The sequence below is a fragment of the Enterobacter cloacae complex sp. SYL001 genome (genome assembly GCF_049237025.1).
In the GTDB taxonomy this organism is placed as follows: domain Bacteria; phylum Pseudomonadota; class Gammaproteobacteria; order Enterobacterales; family Enterobacteriaceae; genus Enterobacter; species Enterobacter intestinihominis.
On the sequence record NZ_JBMKJI010000012.1, the window covers coordinates 1 to 16710 of the forward strand.

17 protein-coding genes and 1 pseudogene are annotated in these 16710 nt (G+C 53.6%); 13 read left to right on the plus strand and 5 right to left on the minus strand.

What is annotated here, in order from left to right:
- Positions 1–76: 76 nt before the first annotated feature.
- Positions 77–403 carry a hypothetical protein gene (locus ACOTZP_RS12790; RefSeq protein WP_271075111.1) on the minus strand — a complete coding sequence of 109 codons (327 nt, stop codon included), beginning with the start codon at positions 401–403 and terminating at the stop codon, positions 77–79.
- Between ACOTZP_RS12790 and ACOTZP_RS12795 the strand changes: the two are divergent.
- Positions 292–624: pseudogene (locus ACOTZP_RS12795) on the plus strand (tyrosine-type recombinase/integrase); the annotation flags it as partial. The gene ACOTZP_RS12790 and the pseudogene ACOTZP_RS12795 overlap by 112 nt on opposite strands.
- Positions 625–746: 122 nt before the next feature.
- Here the strand turns inward: ACOTZP_RS12795 and icd are convergent.
- Positions 747–1997 carry an NADP-dependent isocitrate dehydrogenase gene (gene icd / locus ACOTZP_RS12800; RefSeq protein WP_003857898.1) on the minus strand — a complete coding sequence of 417 codons (1251 nt, stop codon included), beginning with the start codon at positions 1995–1997 and terminating at the stop codon, positions 747–749.
- A 117-nt stretch (positions 1998–2114) separates the two neighbouring features.
- Here icd and rluE point away from each other — a divergent pair, with 117 nt between their 5' ends.
- From rluE to purB, 5 genes are read left to right on the plus strand one after another with little or no spacing between them, the layout of a single operon-like run.
- Positions 2115–2777: a 23S rRNA pseudouridine(2457) synthase RluE gene (gene rluE / locus ACOTZP_RS12805; protein ID WP_022650805.1), complete on the plus strand. Its 663-nt coding sequence runs from the start codon at positions 2115–2117 to the stop codon at positions 2775–2777.
- Positions 2777–3250 (plus strand): NUDIX hydrolase, encoded by a 474-nt coding sequence (locus ACOTZP_RS12810; protein ID WP_171933080.1) that lies wholly within the window; start codon positions 2777–2779, stop codon positions 3248–3250. Before rluE ends, ACOTZP_RS12810 begins: the two co-directional genes overlap by 1 nt.
- A gap of 40 nt (positions 3251–3290) precedes the next feature.
- A complete protein-coding gene (gene mnmA / locus ACOTZP_RS12815; protein WP_058647124.1) occupies positions 3291–4403 on the plus strand; it encodes a tRNA 2-thiouridine(34) synthase MnmA in 1113 nt (370 codons plus the stop codon).
- A gap of 27 nt (positions 4404–4430) precedes the next feature.
- A complete protein-coding gene (hflD, locus tag ACOTZP_RS12820; RefSeq protein ID WP_421633731.1) occupies positions 4431–5060 on the plus strand; it encodes a high frequency lysogenization protein HflD in 630 nt (209 codons plus the stop codon).
- A 19-nt stretch (positions 5061–5079) separates the two neighbouring features.
- Positions 5080–6450, plus strand: coding sequence for an adenylosuccinate lyase (gene purB / locus ACOTZP_RS12825; protein WP_271075109.1), 1371 nt, complete (start codon positions 5080–5082; stop codon positions 6448–6450).
- 84 nt (positions 6451–6534) lie between these two features.
- Here the strand turns inward: purB and ACOTZP_RS12830 are convergent, their stop codons facing one another.
- A complete protein-coding gene (locus ACOTZP_RS12830) occupies positions 6535–6927 on the minus strand; it encodes a hypothetical protein (RefSeq protein WP_022647769.1) in 393 nt (130 codons plus the stop codon).
- Between the two features lie 475 nt (positions 6928–7402).
- Between ACOTZP_RS12830 and phoP the strand changes: the two genes are divergently transcribed.
- From phoP to ACOTZP_RS12845, 3 genes are all read left to right on the plus strand, one after another.
- The gene (gene phoP, locus ACOTZP_RS12835; protein ID WP_026094318.1) at positions 7403–8074 is read left to right on the plus strand and encodes a two-component system response regulator PhoP; all 672 of its coding nucleotides are present in this window, start codon (positions 7403–7405) and stop codon (positions 8072–8074) included.
- Positions 8075–9538 carry a two-component system sensor histidine kinase PhoQ gene (gene phoQ, locus ACOTZP_RS12840; protein ID WP_022647768.1) on the plus strand — a complete coding sequence of 488 codons (1464 nt, stop codon included), beginning with the start codon at positions 8075–8077 and terminating at the stop codon, positions 9536–9538. It abuts the gene before it with no gap.
- Positions 9539–9629: 91 nt separating this feature from the next.
- Positions 9630–10751, plus strand: a complete 1122-nt coding sequence (locus ACOTZP_RS12845) for a cupin domain-containing protein (RefSeq protein ID WP_271075108.1) — start codon at positions 9630–9632, stop codon at positions 10749–10751.
- A gap of 93 nt (positions 10752–10844) precedes the next feature.
- On the opposite strand, the gene ACOTZP_RS12850 is transcribed toward ACOTZP_RS12845, so the two are convergent.
- Positions 10845–11336, minus strand: coding sequence for an REP-associated tyrosine transposase (locus ACOTZP_RS12850; protein WP_271075107.1), 492 nt, complete (start codon positions 11334–11336; stop codon positions 10845–10847).
- A gap of 100 nt (positions 11337–11436) precedes the next feature.
- Positions 11437–12660: a peptidase T gene (pepT, locus tag ACOTZP_RS12855; RefSeq protein WP_271075106.1), complete on the minus strand. Its 1224-nt coding sequence runs from the start codon at positions 12658–12660 to the stop codon at positions 11437–11439.
- Positions 12661–12897: 237 nt separating this feature from the next.
- Here pepT and potA point away from each other — a divergent pair, with 237 nt between their 5' ends.
- Genes potA through potD form a run of 4 tightly spaced genes read left to right on the plus strand, consistent with a single transcriptional unit; the run spans position 12898 to position 16706 of the window.
- A complete protein-coding gene (potA, locus tag ACOTZP_RS12860; protein WP_271075110.1) occupies positions 12898–14046 on the plus strand; it encodes a spermidine/putrescine ABC transporter ATP-binding protein PotA in 1149 nt (382 codons plus the stop codon).
- Positions 14030–14887 (plus strand): spermidine/putrescine ABC transporter permease PotB, encoded by an 858-nt coding sequence (gene potB, locus ACOTZP_RS12865; RefSeq protein ID WP_022647763.1) that lies wholly within the window; start codon positions 14030–14032, stop codon positions 14885–14887. The genes potA and potB overlap by 17 nt, the downstream gene beginning before the upstream one ends.
- The gene (gene potC, locus ACOTZP_RS12870) at positions 14884–15675 is read left to right on the plus strand and encodes a spermidine/putrescine ABC transporter permease PotC (protein WP_015570805.1); all 792 of its coding nucleotides are present in this window, start codon (positions 14884–14886) and stop codon (positions 15673–15675) included. Before potB ends, potC begins: the two co-directional genes overlap by 4 nt.
- Positions 15672–16706 carry a spermidine/putrescine ABC transporter substrate-binding protein PotD gene (gene potD, locus ACOTZP_RS12875; protein WP_105322648.1) on the plus strand — a complete coding sequence of 345 codons (1035 nt, stop codon included), beginning with the start codon at positions 15672–15674 and terminating at the stop codon, positions 16704–16706. The genes potC and potD overlap by 4 nt, the downstream gene beginning before the upstream one ends.
- Positions 16707–16710: the final 4 nt, after the last annotated feature.

The window sequence follows — 16710 nt, forward strand, 5'->3', positions numbered from 1 at the left end:
GTTTAAACTCTGCGCTGAAATTTCTTTTTTTCATTGAGGCACCTGTAATGTTCTGAGATGAGCATATCACCTCTGTTCAGGTGGCCAAATTCAGTAAACCACTACAATCCTGGTTAAGAACACCATCAAGCTTGAAATTCTCAACTTTCACAGGTGTTGGTTTATCAGGTAACCGGCACTGAACAGTTTCCTCTGCCCAAGTGAGTTCGTTAATGTATGTCACATCAACGCCGTCATAATCATCTTCATTCGGTGCCTTGAAAGATGTTGTCAGTTTTAGTTGACCACTACAGGTTGACGCTTCGTGATGTGGTTTCAAAATGCCGGGATGCAGTGATAAGCAAATACCTTGTTCACTTTCGCCACTCGACTTCTCAGGCAACCAGAGGAGACAGCGTTTCATCGAGTAGCCTTACGACATCTTTTAAAAAAGCCCGTAATAAATGCGGCATCGAATGGGAAAAGGGAACTGCACCTACATTTCATGAACAACGTTCGCTTTCAGAAAGATTGTATGAGGCTCAGGGGGTTGATACGCAAAAATTACTCGGCCACAAATCACCTCAGCAGACGGCTAAATACCATGATGACAGGGGGAAAGACTGGACTGTCATAGCCGTTTGAAAAGGATATTTTATAGCCAGTTTTGGGGAGGGGTTTTGGGGAAAGTTTTGGGGAAGAAATTCGTTAACTAATAAAAAACGGGAACCATCAGGCTCCCGTTCTTGTTTAACCCAGAAACTGGATTACATGTTCGCGATAATCGCGTCGCCAAACTCTGAACATTTCAGCAGCTTAGCGCCTTCCATCAGACGTTCGAAATCGTAAGTTACGGTTTTCGCGTTGATCGCGCCTTCCATACCTTTAACGATCAGGTCTGCGGCTTCGAACCATTCCATATGACGCAGCATCATCTCTGCGGACAGAATGATAGAGCCTGGGTTGACTTTGTCCTGGCCTGCATATTTCGGTGCAGTACCGTGAGTTGCTTCAAACAGGGCGCACTCGTCACCGATGTTCGCGCCCGGAGCGATACCGATACCACCGACCTGCGCTGCCAGCGCATCAGAGATGTAGTCGCCGTTCAGGTTCATACAGGCGATCACGTCATATTCAGCAGGACGCAGCAGGATCTGTTGCAGGAACGCATCGGCGATCACATCTTTAATGATGATCTCTTTACCGGTGTTCGGGTTTTTAATTTTCTGCCATGGGCCGCCGTCGATCAGTTCACCGCCGAACTCTTCGGTCGCCAGCTGGTAGCCCCAGTCTTTGAACGCGCCTTCGGTGAACTTCATGATATTGCCTTTGTGAACCAGGGTCACAGAGTCACGATCGTTGGTGATAGCGTATTCGATGGCGGCACGCACCAGACGCTTGGTCCCTTCTTCGGAGCACGGCTTGATGCCGATGCCGCAATGCTCAGGGAAGCGAATTTTCTTCACGCCCATCTCTTCGCGCAGGAATTTAATCACTTTTTCTGCATCAGCAGAATCCGCTTTCCATTCGATACCGGCGTAGATGTCTTCAGAGTTTTCACGGAAGATGACCATGTCGGTCAGTTCCGGGTGCTTAACCGGGCTTGGAGTGCCCTGGTAGTAACGCACCGGACGCAGACACACATACAGATCCAGTTCCTGACGCAGCGCCACGTTCAGGGAGCGAATGCCGCCGCCAACTGGCGTGGTCAGAGGGCCTTTGATAGCAACGCGATAGTCGCGGATCAGGTCCAGCGTTTCGGCTGGCAGCCAGACGTCCTGGCCATAAACTTGAGTCGATTTTTCACCGGTGTAAATTTCCATCCAGGAAATTTTACGCTCGCCTTTGTAGGCTTTCTCAACAGCGGCATCAACCACTTTCAGCATTGCCGGGGTAACGTCTACACCGATACCGTCACCTTCGATGAACGGGATAATCGGGTTGTGAGGAACGTTAATCTTGCCGTTTTGCAGGGTGATCTTTTTACCTTCCGCCGGAACAACTACTTTGCTTTCCATTAACCTCTCCTTCGAGCGCTTCTGGTTGTTACTGATCTTATGTTAATAAATTGTAATGAGCCTTCCGATAGTACCTGATTGTCCGACGCCATGAAAGGTCTTCGTTATTAGGCTATAATGCGGCAATTGATAACGCCTGAAAATACCATGACGAAAACTTCTTTTAGAAAACACCGGGTTGAGCGATTCAGCTCACGACAAGCCACCAGAAGAACGCCAGAACCCCAGCCAACGCGGGTCATACTGTTCAATAAACCCTACGATGTATTGCCGCAGTTTACCGACGAGGCCGGGCGCAGCACGCTGAAGGATTTTATCCCCGTTCAGGGGGTCTACGCGGCCGGGCGTCTGGATCGCGACAGCGAGGGGCTGCTGGTGCTTACCAATGACGGCGTGCTCCAGGCCAGGCTTACTCAGCCGGGCAAACGTACCGGAAAAATTTACTATGTGCAGGTTGAAGGCGAGCCGGACGACGCGTCGCTGGCAAAGCTGCGCAACGGCGTAACGCTGAACGATGGTCCTACCCTGCCAGCTGGTATTGAGCGCGTGAATGAACCCGAGTGGCTGTGGCCGCGCAACCCGCCGATTCGTGAGCGCAAATCGATTCCCACCAGTTGGCTTAAAATCACCCTTTATGAAGGCCGCAACCGACAGGTCAGGCGCATGACTGCGCATGTGGGCTTCCCTACCCTGCGACTCATTCGCTACGCCATGGGCAGCTACACGCTGGACTCGCTGGCTAACGGGGAATGGCGGGATGTTACCCCTAAGGAGAACTGATGTTTAAACCCCATGTTACGGTCGCCTGCGTGGTCCACGCGCAGGGGAAATTCCTGGTGGTGGAAGAGACCATCAACGGCAAAGCGCTTTGGAATCAGCCAGCCGGGCATCTTGAAGCCAACGAAACCTTATTGCAGGCAGCGAAACGCGAGCTCTGGGAAGAGACGGGTATCCGCGCCGAACCGCAGCACTTTATCCGTATGCATCAGTGGATAGCGCCTGACCAGACACCTTTCCTGCGCTTTTTATTCGCCGTTGAGCTTAACGAAACGTGCGCCACTGAACCGCACGACGACGATATCGATCGCTGCCTGTGGATGACCGCAGACGAGATCCTGAACGCGTCAAACCTGCGCTCGCCGCTGGTTGCGGAAAGCATCCGCTGCTGGCAGTCTGCGGCTCGCCTGCCGCTGGATGTCATTGCAGAATTTAACTGGCCGTTTACAGAGGGTGTCAATGGTGGGGGGGCGTGATAGAATACGCCGCCTTGAAGTTCAATGTCGTGAGTATTCCATGTCAGATAACAGCCAGAAAAAAGTGATCGTCGGCATGTCCGGCGGTGTCGATTCCTCCGTTTCCGCCTACCTGTTGCAGCAACAGGGCTATAAGGTGGAGGGCCTGTTCATGAAGAACTGGGAGGAAGACGATGGCGAGGAATACTGCACTGCCGCTGCGGATCTCGCCGATGCGCAGGCCGTGTGCGATAAGCTCGGCATCGAACTGCACACCGTTAACTTTGCCGCAGAATACTGGGACAACGTTTTTGAACTCTTCCTTGAAGAGTACAAAGCGGGCCGTACGCCAAACCCGGATATCCTGTGTAACAAAGAGATCAAATTCAAAGCCTTCCTGGAATTCGCCGCGGAAGATCTGGGCGCAGACTACATTGCGACCGGCCACTACGTGCGTCGCGCGGATGTGAATGGTAAAAGCCAGCTGCTGCGCGGTCTGGATGGCAATAAAGATCAGAGCTACTTCCTCTACACGCTGAGCCATGAACAGATTGCCCAAAGTCTGTTCCCGGTCGGCGAGCTGGAAAAGCCGGAAGTACGCAAGATTGCTGAAGATCTGGATCTGATCACCGCGAAGAAAAAAGACTCCACCGGTATCTGTTTTATCGGCGAGCGTAAATTCCGCGAGTTCCTGGGGCGCTACCTGCCTGCACAGCCGGGCAAAATCGTCACCGTTGACGGTGATGAGATTGGTCAGCACCAGGGGCTGATGTACCATACTCTCGGCCAGCGTAAAGGTCTGGGTATCGGCGGCACCAAAGAGGGCAGCGAAGATCCGTGGTACGTGGTCGACAAAGATGTCGAAAACAATATTCTGGTGGTGGCTCAGGGTCACGACCATCCGCGCCTGATGTCCGTTGGACTTATCGCGCAACAGCTGCACTGGGTCGATCGCGAGCCGCTGAAAGGCACGCTGCGCTGCACCGTGAAAACGCGCTACCGCCAGACCGACATCCCTTGCACCGTCACCCCACTGGATGACGATCGCATTGACGTGCGTTTCGACGAGCCGGTTTCCGCCGTTACCCCTGGCCAGTCTGCTGTTTTCTACAGCGGCGAAATTTGCCTCGGCGGTGGGATCATTGAACAGCGCCTGCCGCTGCCTGCTGTTTAAACCGTTTGCACACATAAAGGAGACCGTGTGGCGAAGAACTATTACGACATCACCCTGGCGCTGGCGGGAATTTGCCAGTCAGCCCGTCTGGTGCAACAGCTGGCGCATCAGGGTCATTGCGACGCTGATGCCCTGCACGTTTCACTCAACAGCGTTATCGATCTTAACCCAGGCTCCACGCTGGGCGTCTTTGGCGGCAGTGAAACCAATCTTCGTCTCGGTCTTGAAACCCTGCTCGGCGTGCTCAACGCCAGCAACCGTCAGGGGTTGAACGCGGAACTGACCCGCTACACCTTAAGCCTGATGGTGCTGGAACGTAAGCTGAACGCGGCGAAAGGCGCAATGAATACCCTGGGCGATCGCATCGCCGGGCTACAGCGCCAGCTCGACCACTCTGACCTCCAGTCTGAGACCCTGCTGAGCGCGATGGCCGGTATCTACGTCGACGTAATTAGCCCGCTCGGCCCGCGTATTCAGGTCACCGGTTCGCCTGCCGTATTGCAAAGCCCACAGGTACAGGCGAAGGTACGCGCTTCGCTGCTGGCAGGTATCCGTGCCGCCGTGCTGTGGCAACAGGTCGGCGGTGGCCGCCTACAGCTCATGTTTTCTCGTCATCGCCTGACGACTCAGGCAAAACAAATTCTTGCTCATTGTTAACCTCCCGGAGTTGCGAATTATGGAATTATCCTCACTGACCGCCGTATCCCCTGTCGATGGACGCTACGGCGATAAAGTCAGCGCGCTGCGCGGGATCTTCAGCGAATATGGCCTGCTGAAGTTCCGTGTTCAGGTTGAAGTGCGCTGGCTGCAAAAGCTGGCCGCCCAGACAGCAATCAAGGAAGTTCCTGCTTTTGACGCAAAGGCAAACGATTACCTTGATAAAATCGTTGCTGAGTTCAGCGAAGAAGATGCCGCGCGTATTAAAACCATCGAACGCACCACCAACCACGACGTGAAAGCGGTTGAATACTTCCTGAAAGAGAAAGTGGCAAGCGTCCCTGCCCTGCACGCGGTATCTGAATTTATTCACTTCGCCTGTACTTCTGAAGATATTAACAACCTGTCTCACGCGCTGATGCTCTCTACCGCACGCAAAGAGGTGGTACTCCCTTACTGGCGTAAAATCATCGATGCGGTGAAAGCGCTGTCCGTGGAGTACCGCGATATTCCGCTGTTGTCCCGTACTCATGGCCAGCCAGCAACCCCATCCACCATGGGTAAAGAGATGGCAAACGTGGCGTACCGCATGGAACGCCAGTATCGTCAGCTGGAGCAGGTTGAGATCCTCGGCAAAATCAACGGCGCGGTGGGTAACTACAACGCCCACATCGCGGCGTACCCGGAAGTGGACTGGCACCATTTCAGTGAAGAGTTCGTGACGTCTCTGGGGATCCAATGGAACCCGTACACCACCCAGATTGAGCCGCACGACTACATCGCCGAGCTGTTTGACTGCATTGCGCGCTTCAACACCATCCTGATCGACTTCGATCGTGACGTCTGGGGCTACATCGCCCTGAACCACTTCAAGCAGAAGACCATCGCCGGGGAAATCGGTTCGTCCACCATGCCGCACAAAGTGAACCCAATCGACTTCGAAAACTCCGAAGGTAACCTGGGCCTGGCGAATGCCGTGTTGCAGCATATGGCGAGTAAGCTGCCGGTATCCCGCTGGCAGCGCGACCTGACTGACTCCACGGTGCTGCGTAACCTGGGCGTGGGTATTGGCTACGCGCTGATCGCCTACCAGTCCACCCTGAAGGGTGTGAGCAAGCTGGAGGTGAACCGCGACCGTCTGCTGGACGAGCTGGATCACAACTGGGAAGTGCTGGCGGAGCCGATTCAGACGGTGATGCGTCGTTATGGCATCGAAAAACCGTACGAGAAACTCAAAGAGCTGACCCGCGGTAAACGCGTTGATGCTGAGGGTATGAAACAGTTTATCGATGGTCTGGCGCTGCCCGAAGAAGAAAAAGCGCGCCTGAAAGAGATGACCCCGGCAAACTATATTGGCCGCGCCATTACTATGGTTGACGAGCTGAAGTAATCACCCTCCCCCTTTCCACCCGGAAAGGGGGCTGCTTTTCATCATCGTGTCGACGTTCACACCCCGTTACAGGCTCTGCCGGGATTACAACCTGTTGTCAGGCTGGTTGTTATTTTTCGCCGTGGAATAACTTTCCGGAATATATCGTTTTAAGCCGAACGGGCACAGCCTGAACTGGCACGGGGTCTCAACCGTGCATGGACGATCCATCTCCTGCCGGTTACCTGGACACGCGTTTTTCTGTTTGAACCCCATCCAGCCTATTGATGTATAGGGCATTGCCTGCGCTATCCATACCCTACGCCGCCGATCGTTAATCAGGATACCCTGGTTTGAGGTGGTGATGATTTCACCGGCACGAACGTAATAATCCCCTTTTAGCCAAAGGATATAATTCAGGCCATATTGTGTTTCAACTTTGCAAAAGATGGTTCCACTTTCCGGGCTCGCAATAGTCTCAACAACCTTCCATTCCATAGAATCCTCTTTACTCGCTATATTGCTGTTTTGTTGTGTAAAAATGCTGATTTTCTGGCACATCTTATGCAAATCTAATTTCGCACCATAAAATAAGCGTAGACAAAGACAGACATAGTGAGAACATCCTTACAAAAAAAAGGGCAATCTTTACAAAACTGGCGTGCCCGTTCTGTCAAAAAAGCGACTCGCCTTCAACCGTTCATAAACGGATGGTTGTTTTATCCGGATTGCGGAAGCTTGCGAAAACAAGTCCGTTTATATTACCCGCGCCTTCTGGGGGCGTATAAGGCTTATGTGAGGTGGGTGGGCGATATGAAACAGGATCAGGTCAACATACTTAATAATCAGATGCCTGGGGTATTACCACCTGTCTTCGGAAGCATGAAAAAAATCATTTAATTTCATAACGCTGGTGTCAACCTGGATAATCAGCGTTAAACTATTCATACCATTTATAAAGGGAGAAATGATGATGCGCGTACTGGTTGTTGAGGATAACGCATTGCTACGTCATCACCTGAAAGTTCAACTTCAGGAGATGGGTCATCAGGTGGACGATGCTGAAGACGCAAAAGAGGCCGATTATTATCTCAATGAACACCTGCCGGACATCGCCATTGTCGATTTAGGGCTGCCGGATGAAGACGGATTATCTCTTATCCGCCGCTGGCGTAGCCATGACGTTTCCCTGCCGGTACTGGTGCTGACTGCTCGCGAAGGCTGGCAGGACAAGGTTGAAGTGTTGAGCGCAGGCGCAGATGACTACGTGACCAAACCCTTCCATATTGAAGAAGTCGCCGCGCGTATGCAGGCGCTGCTGCGCCGCAACAGCGGGCTGGCGTCACAGGTGATCTCTCTGCCGCCGTTCCAGGTGGATCTCTCCCGCCGCGAATTTTCAATAAATGATGAAGTAATCAAGCTGACCGCATTCGAATACACCATCATGGAAACGCTGATCCGTAACAACGGTAAAGTGGTGAGCAAAGATTCCCTGATGCTTCAGCTTTATCCGGATGCCGAACTGCGCGAAAGCCACACCATTGACGTGCTGATGGGCCGCCTGCGCAAAAAAATTCAGGCACAGTACCCGCACGACGTGATTACCACCGTGCGTGGTCAGGGCTACCTGTTCGAATTACGCTAAATGAAAGGGATTTTGCGCCACATTTTACCCCTTTCACTGCGGGTTCGCTTTCTGCTTGCAACCGCCGCCGTCGTGCTCGTGCTGTCCCTCTCTTACGGAATGGTGGCGTTGGTCGGGTACAGCGTAAGCTTCGATAAAACCACCTTCCGCCTGCTTCGCGGCGAAAGTAATCTGTTCTATACCCTGGCGAAATGGGAGAACAACCAAATCACCGTCGAGATGCCGGAAAACCTGAACCAGCAGAGCCCAACGCTGGCACTCATTTACGATGAAAAAGGAAAATTGCTGTGGGCGCAGCGCGACGTTCCCTGGCTGAAAAAGCGCATCCGTCCGGAATGGCTTAAAACCAATGGTTTTCACGAAATAGAAGCCGACCTCAACTCTACCAGCATCCTGCTGCGTGACGATCGGGCGTTACAGAACAAGCTCAATGAGATCCGCGCTGAAGATGACGACACGGAGATGACCCACTCGGTGGCCATCAACCTGTATCCCGCCACTCTGAACATGCCGCAGCTGACCATTGTAGTGATCGATACCATACCGGTTGAGCTAAAACGTTCGTATATGGTCTGGAACTGGTTCGTGTACGTTCTGGCTGCCAACCTGCTGCTGGTGATCCCTCTCCTGTGGGTTGCTGCGTGGTGGAGCCTCCGCCCGATTGAATCCCTTGCCAAAGAGGTGCGCGAGCTGGAGGAACATCACCGCGAGAAGCTTAACCCTGAAACTACGCGCGAACTGACCAGCCTGGTGCGCAACCTCAACCGCCTGCTGAAAAGCGAACGTGAACGTTACGACAAGTATCGCACGACGCTCACCGATCTTACGCACAGCCTGAAAACCCCGCTGGCAGTGATGCAAAGTACACTGCGTTCAATGCGCAGTTCGAAAATGAGCGTGGATGACGCCGAGCCGGTAATGCTGGAGCAAATCAGCCGTATTTCACAGCAGATTGGTTATTACCTGCACCGCGCGAGCATGCGTTCCGGAAGCGCCTTATTGAGCCGTGAACTGCACCCGGTAGCCCCGCTGCTGGATAACCTCACCTCTGCGCTGAACAAGGTTTACCAGCGTAAAGGGGTAAACATCAGTCTGGATATCTCACCGGAAATAAGCTTTGTTGGCGAGAAGAATGACTTTATGGAAGTGATGGGAAATCTGCTCGATAACGCCTGCAAATATTGTCTGGAGTTTGTCGAGGTGTCCGCGCGGGTAACGGATAACGAACTGCATATTATCGTTGAGGATGATGGTCCTGGCATTCCCCATAATAAACGCGAAGTGGTATTCGATCGCGGTCAGCGCGCCGATACGCTGCGCCCGGGCCAGGGTGTCGGATTATCCGTCGCCCGGGAAATTGTCGATCAGTACGAGGGCAAGATTGAAACCGGCGAAAGTCTGCTGGGCGGTGCCCGTATGGAAGTCATTTTTGGCCGCCAACAGCCCGTATTGAACGATAGTTAACCCGAAATGTGAAAAATACGCGGATCTCGCAGCCAGGGGTCGGTGCTTCCGTTATAATCCGTCTCAGTAAGAGCCTGCGGAATACAAAAATATGGATTATCAATTAACGCTTAACTGGCCCGAATTTATTGAACGTTACTGGCAAAAACGCCCGGTCGTTCTTAAACGCGGGATCAGCAATTTTATCGACCCTATTTCTCCTGACGAACTCGCTGGTCTGGCGATGGAAAACGAGGTAGACAGCCGTCTGGTGAGTCATCAGGACGGGAAATGGCAGGTCAGCCACGGTCCCTTTGAAAGCTACGATCACCTGGGCGAAAGCAACTGGTCTTTACTGGTGCAGGCGGTCAACAACTGGCACGAACCCACCGCAGCCTTGATGCGGCCCTTCCGCGCCCTCCCAGACTGGCGAATGGACGATCTGATGATCTCCTTCTCTGTTCCCGGTGGCGGCGTGGGTCCGCATCTTGATCAGTACGACGTGTTTATCATTCAGGGTACCGGTCGCCGTCGCTGGCGAGTGGGCGAAAAAGTGCCAATGAAGCAGCACTGCCCGCACCCGGATCTGCTTCAGGTTGATCCGTTTGAAGGGATCATTGATGAAGAGCTGGAGCCAGGCGACATTCTGTATATCCCGCCAGGCTTCCCGCATGAAGGTTATTCCCTGGAAAACTCGCTAAACTATTCGGTTGGTTTCCGCGCGCCAAGCGGCCGCGAGATGATCAGCGGATTCGCTGACTATGTTTTACAGCGCGAGCTGGGCAGCCATCGTTACAGCGATCCGGATGTTCCGGCGCGTGAGCACCCGGCCGATATTCTGCCAGAGGAGCTGGATAAGCTGCGCGGTATGATGCTGGATCTGATCAACGAACCGGAGCACTTCAGACAGTGGTTTGGCGAGTTTATCAGCCAGTCGCGTCACGAACTGGACGTTGCACCGCCAGAGCCGCCGTATCAGGCAGATGAAATTTATGATGCCCTCCAGCAGGGCGATAAGCTGGTTCGTCTGGGCGGATTACGTGTATTGCGCATTGGCGAAGAGGTATTCGTCAACGGCGAGCACCTGGACTCCCCGCACCGCCCGGCACTGGAAGCGATTGCCAGCCATATGGTGCTGTCTGCGGATACCTTTGGCGACGCGCTGGACGATCCCTCCTTCCTCGCCATGCTGGCCGCGCTGGTTAACAGCGGTTACTGGTTTTTTGAGGACTGAGTCATGATGTTTGCCGGGTGGCGGCTACGCCTTACCCGGCCTACAAAAGCCGTTCCCGTAGGCCCGGTAAGCGATGCGCCACCGGGCTTTTTTTTACTTCCGCTCCCCCGCCGCAAAATCCTCAATCTCACCCGCCCAGTCTGCCGGATATAACCCCTCCCGCACGTCCCGATGAAACGTTGAATAGGGCCAGTCGACGACTTTCCCGACATAGCCATGCTTCAGCGGATTGATGTAGACGTAATCCATATGCCGCCGGTAATCCTGTTCATTGCGAATAGTGTGCTCCCAGAAACGCGGCTGCCAGACGTGGCACATCTCAATGTTGCGGCTAAACATTTTTTTGATGTCGCGCCAGCGCGCTGAAAAGTCACTGTCCCCTTCCGGTAAGGTCCAGATACAGTGCATATGTTCAGGCAGGATAACCCAGGCGTTAATGGTGAAGGGCTTCGCATGCTTAACCGTGGCGGTAGCGGAACGCAGGCTGTCGATGTGGCGGGTAAGTAAATCGCTCTGGCGGTTTTGCAGATTGACGGTGAAAAACCAGGTCCCACCGGGGATGTAGTGGCGGCGGTAGTTTGACATTTGAACTCCCTGTTCATGTGCCGGGTGGCGGCTACGCCTTACCCGGCCTACAAAAGCCTTTACTGTAGGCCCGGTAAGCGCAGCGCCACCGGGCTTTTTCTTACCGCTTCGCGGTTAACTCTGCTATCCGCACAATCACCTGCACCGCTTTTTCCATCCCTTCCAGCGTCACAAACTCATGCTTGCCGTGGTAGTTATATCCACCGGTAAACAGGTTCGGGCACGGCAGGCCCATAAATGACAGCTGCGAACCATCGGTTCCACCACGGATCGGTTTCATCACCGGCTCGATATCACAATCGCGCATCGCCTGCTGGGCGATATCAAGAATGTGCGGATGCTCCATCACCTTCTCGCGCATATTGTAATAGCTGTCTTCGATGATGAGCTCAATATAGCAATCCGGATGCAGCCCCTTGCCGACCTTTTTCGCGATCTCCATCATCTTACGCTTGCGCGCTTCAAAGGCTTTGCGGTCAAAATCGCGGACGATATAGTGCATCTGCGCGCTGTCCACGTTCCCCTTGATGCTGGTCAGATGATAAAAACCCTCATACCCTTCCGTCATCTCCGGGCTCTCTTCGGCAGGAACTTCCGCATGAATACGCGTAGCCAGCGACAGCGCATTCACCATCACCCCTTTCGCAGAGCCCGGGTGCACGTTATTCCCGACGATTTTGATCGTCACCGATGCCGCGTTAAAGTTTTCATACTCAAGTTCACCCACGCCGCCACCGTCGACGGTGTAGGCCCACTGAGCGTTAAACGCCTCAACGTCAAAATGTTTCGCGCCTTTTCCTACCTCTTCATCCGGCGTGAAGGCCACGCGAATATCGCCATGCGGGATATTTTTGCCCTTCAGCACCGCCAGCGCCGTCATGATCTCGGCGATACCCGCTTTGTCATCGGCCCCCAGCAAGGTTTTGCCGTCGGTGGTGATTAACGTCTGCCCCAGCAGCTGATGCAGTACCGGGAACATCACCGGCGACAGCACTTCGTCGCCAATGCCCAGCGCAATATCTCCGCCGCGGTAGTTTTCAACAATCTGCGGATTAACGTGTTTACCGCTAAAATCAGGTGAGGTATCGACATGAGAAATAAAGCCAATCGCCGGGATATCTCCCTCAACGTTGGCCGGCAGCGTTCCCATCACGGTCCCTTTTTCACTGAGCGTGACATCAACCAGCCCCATGGCCTCCAGCTGCTCTTTCAGCAGATTTAGCAGCTTCCACTGGCCTTCGGTGCTTGGCACCTGTCGGACCCCCGGCTTAGATTGGGTATCCAGCGAAACGTAATGTAAGAAACGCTCAAGTAGTTTATCCATGCAGTCACCCTCACTTTTTGTGACAACATTATCATTAAGCAGCAAAACGCAAATATTGCGTCAGGTCACTTTTATCCCGCAAACGAGAACTTTTTACGTTTATATCGTTCTGCGTTAATAAATGTAGCTTATGAATAAGTGAGAAGGATTGGCGATTCAATGGGTTTGCCGTAGAATGTCCGCCCTCATTACGAGTCACCAAGGTGGTTACACACAAACCCCGCTTCAGTCTGCTGCCTGAGGCGTCTATATGGGACAGCGCGAAAATTGAATACACAACCCCGTTCCCTTTCACCGCTGGTGCAACTGGAACGAATTCGTAAAAGTTTCGATGGCAAAGATGTCATTTCCGATCTTAATCTGACCATCAATGACGGTGAGTTTCTCACGCTGCTTGGCCCCTCCGGCTGCGGCAAAACCACCGTCCTGCGCCTTATTGCCGGGCTGGAAAGCGTCGATAACGGCCATATCCATCTTGAGAACCAGGACATTACCCAGGTCCCTGCCGAAGATCGCCACGTCAATACCGTCTTTCAGAGCTATGCCCTGTTCCCGCACATGACCGTGTTTGAGAACGTGGCGTTTGGCCTGCGGATGCAAAAAACACCCACCAGCGAGATCCCGCCGCGCGTTACCGAAGCCCTGCGCATGGTGCAGCTGGAGGCATTCGCCCAGCGCAAGCCGCATCAACTTTCTGGTGGTCAGCAGCAGCGTGTGGCTATTGCCCGCGCCGTGGTCAACAAACCACGCCTGCTCCTGCTGGATGAATCCCTCTCCGCGCTGGACTACAAGCTGCGCAAGCAGATGCAGAACGAGCTGAAAGCGCTTCAGCGTAAGCTCGGCATCACGTTCGTGTTTGTCACTCACGATCAGGAAGAAGCCCTGACTATGTCAGACCGTATCGTGGTGATGCGTGAGGGTAAGATTGAGCAGGACGGCACGCCGCGTGAAATTTACGAGGAGCCGAAAAACCTGTTCGTCGCCAGCTTCATTGGCGAAATCAATATTTTCAACGCCACGGTGATTGAGCGTCTGGACGAGCAGCGCGTGCTCGCCAACGTGGAAGGCCGCGAATGCAACATCACGGTGAACTTTGCCGTGGAAAAGGGACAAAGGCTCAACGTTCTGCTGCGCCCGGAAGATCTTCGCGTCGATGAGATCCACGACACGGCTGACGCCGAAGGTCTGATCGGTTACGTTCGCGAACGCAACTACAAAGGGATGACCCTCGAATCCGTTGTGGAACTGGAAAACGGCAAAATGGTGATGGTTAGTGAGTTCTTCAACGAGGACGATCCGGACTTCGACCACTCGCTGGATCAGAAGATGGTCATCAACTGGGTAGAAAGCTGGGAGGTTGTACTGGCTGATGAAGAACACAAGTAAGTTCCAGAATGTGGTGATTGCCACGATCGTCGGTTGGCTTGTGTTGTTTGTCTTTCTTCCCAACCTGATGATCATCGTAACCAGCTTCCTGACCCGCGACGACGCGAACTTCGTCGCGATGGTCTTTACGCTGGACAACTACGCACGCCTGCTCGATCCGCTCTACTTTGACGTGCTGCTGCACTCGCTCAATATGGCGCTGATTGCCACCGTTGCCTGTCTGGTGCTGGGGTATCCGTTCGCGTGGTTCCTGGCTCGCCTGCCGCAAAAAGTGCGTCCGCTGCTGCTGTTTTTACTGATTGTGCCATTCTGGACCAACTCGTTAATCCGCATCTACGGGCTGAAAATCTTCCTCAGCACCAAAGGTTATCTGAACGAGTTTCTGCTGTGGCTTGGGGTTATTGATACGCCGATCCGCATTATGTTCACCCCGAGCGCGGTGATCGTCGGCCTGGTCTATATCCTGCTGCCGTTTATGGTGATGCCGCTTTACTCAAGTATTGAAAAGCTTGATAAACCACTTCTGGAAGCCGCGAGAGACCTGGGGGCCAGCAAGCTGCAAACCTTTATCCGCATCATTATCCCGCTGACCATGCCGGGCATTATTGCCGGATGTCTGCTGGTCATGCTGCCTGCGATGGGCCTATTCTACGTGTCGGACCTGATGGGCGGGGCGAAAAACCTGCTGATCGGCAACGTGATCAAGAGCCAGTTCCTGAACATCCGCGACTGGCCGTTCGGCTCGGCCACCAGCATTACGCTGACGGTGGTAATGGGGCTGATGCTGCTGGTTTACTGGCGTGCCTCACGCCTGCTGAACAAGAAGGTGGAGCTGGAATGATCGGTCGACTGCTTCGCGGCGGTTTTATGACCGCCATTTATGCCTATCTCTATATTCCGATAATCATTTTGATCGTGAACTCGTTTAACAGTTCACGCTTCGGGATCAACTGGCAAGGGTTTACCACCAAATGGTATGGCCTGCTGATGAACAATGACAGCCTGCTACAGGCCGCTCAGCACTCGCTGACGATGGCGGTATTCTCTGCCACCTTCGCGACGCTGATTGGCTCGTTGACCGCCGTGGCGCTGTACCGCTACCGTTTTCGCGGTAAGCCGTTCGTCAGCGGTATGCTGTTTGTGGTGATGATGTCCCCGGACATCGTGATGGCCATTTCACTGCTGGTGCTGTTTATGCTGCTGGGCGTCCAGCTCGGTTTCTGGTCGCTGCTGTTTTCGCATATCACCTTCTGCCTGCCGTTTGTGGTGGTAACCGTCTACGCGCGACTGAAAGGGTTCGACGTACGCATGCTGGAAGCGGCGAAAGATCTGGGTGCCAGCGAGATGACCATTCTGCGCAAAATCATCCTGCCGCTGGCGATGCCTGCCGTGGCAGCCGGATGGCTGCTCAGCTTTACCCTGTCGATGGACGACGTGGTCGTGTCCTCCTTCGTCACCGGGCCGAGCTACGAAATTCTGCCGTTGAAGATCTACTCAATGGTGAAAGTCGGTGTTTCACCCGAAGTGAACGCGCTGGCGACTATTCTGTTGGTGTTATCGCTGGTTCTGGTGATTGCCAGCCAGGTTATTGCTCGTGATAAAACAAAATCTCAGGGGACACAGAAATGAAAAAAATGCTTGCCGCTGCGGCACTGGTGCTCGGAATGGGTGCCGCGCATGCTGATGACAGCAAAACGCTCTATTTCTACAACTGGACCGAGTATGTGCCGCCGGGCCTGCTGGAGCAGTTCACCAAAGAGACGGGCATCAAGGTGATCTATTCGACCTACGAGTCGAATGAAACCATGTACGCCAAGCTCAAAACCTATAAAGATGGCGCGTATGACCTGGTGGTGCCGTCGACCTATTTCGTCGACAAGATGCGCAAAGAAGGCATGATCCAGAAGGTCGATAAAACGAAGCTAACCAATTTTTCAAACCTCGATCCTGAGATGCTAAACAAGCCATTCGACCCGAACAACGATTATTCCATTCCGTACATCTGGGGCGCGACGGCAATTGGCGTCAACAGCGATGCCATTGATCCAAAAACGGTTTCATCCTGGGCTGACCTGTGGAAGCCGGAATACAAAAGCAGCCTGCTGTTAACCGATGATGCGCGCGAAGTGTTCCAGATTGCGCTGCGTAAACTCGGCTACTCCGGCAACACCACCGATCCGAAAGAGATCGAAGCGGCGTATAACGAACTGAAAAAGCTGATGCCAAACGTGGCAGCGTTCAACTCGGATAACCCGGCTAACCCGTATATGGAAGGTGAAGTGAATCTGGGGATGGTCTGGAACGGCTCTGCGTTTGTGGCGCGTCAGGCCGGTACGCCGCTGGAGGTGGTCTGGCCGAAAGAGGGCGGCATCTTCTGGATGGACAGCCTCGCGATCCCGGCTAATGCGAAAAACGTCGATGGCGCCCTGAAGCTGATTAACTTCCTGCTGCGCCCGGATGTGGCAAAACAGGTGGCGGAAACTATTGGTTACCCGACACCAAACCTGGCCGCGCGGAAGCTGTTAAGTCCTGAAGTGGCGAATGATAAATCGCTTTATCCGGACGCTGAAACCATCAGCAAAGGGGAATGGCAGAACGACGTCGGTGACGCGAGCCGCCTGTATGAAGAGTATTATCAGAAGCTAAAAGCAGGCCGTTAATGCA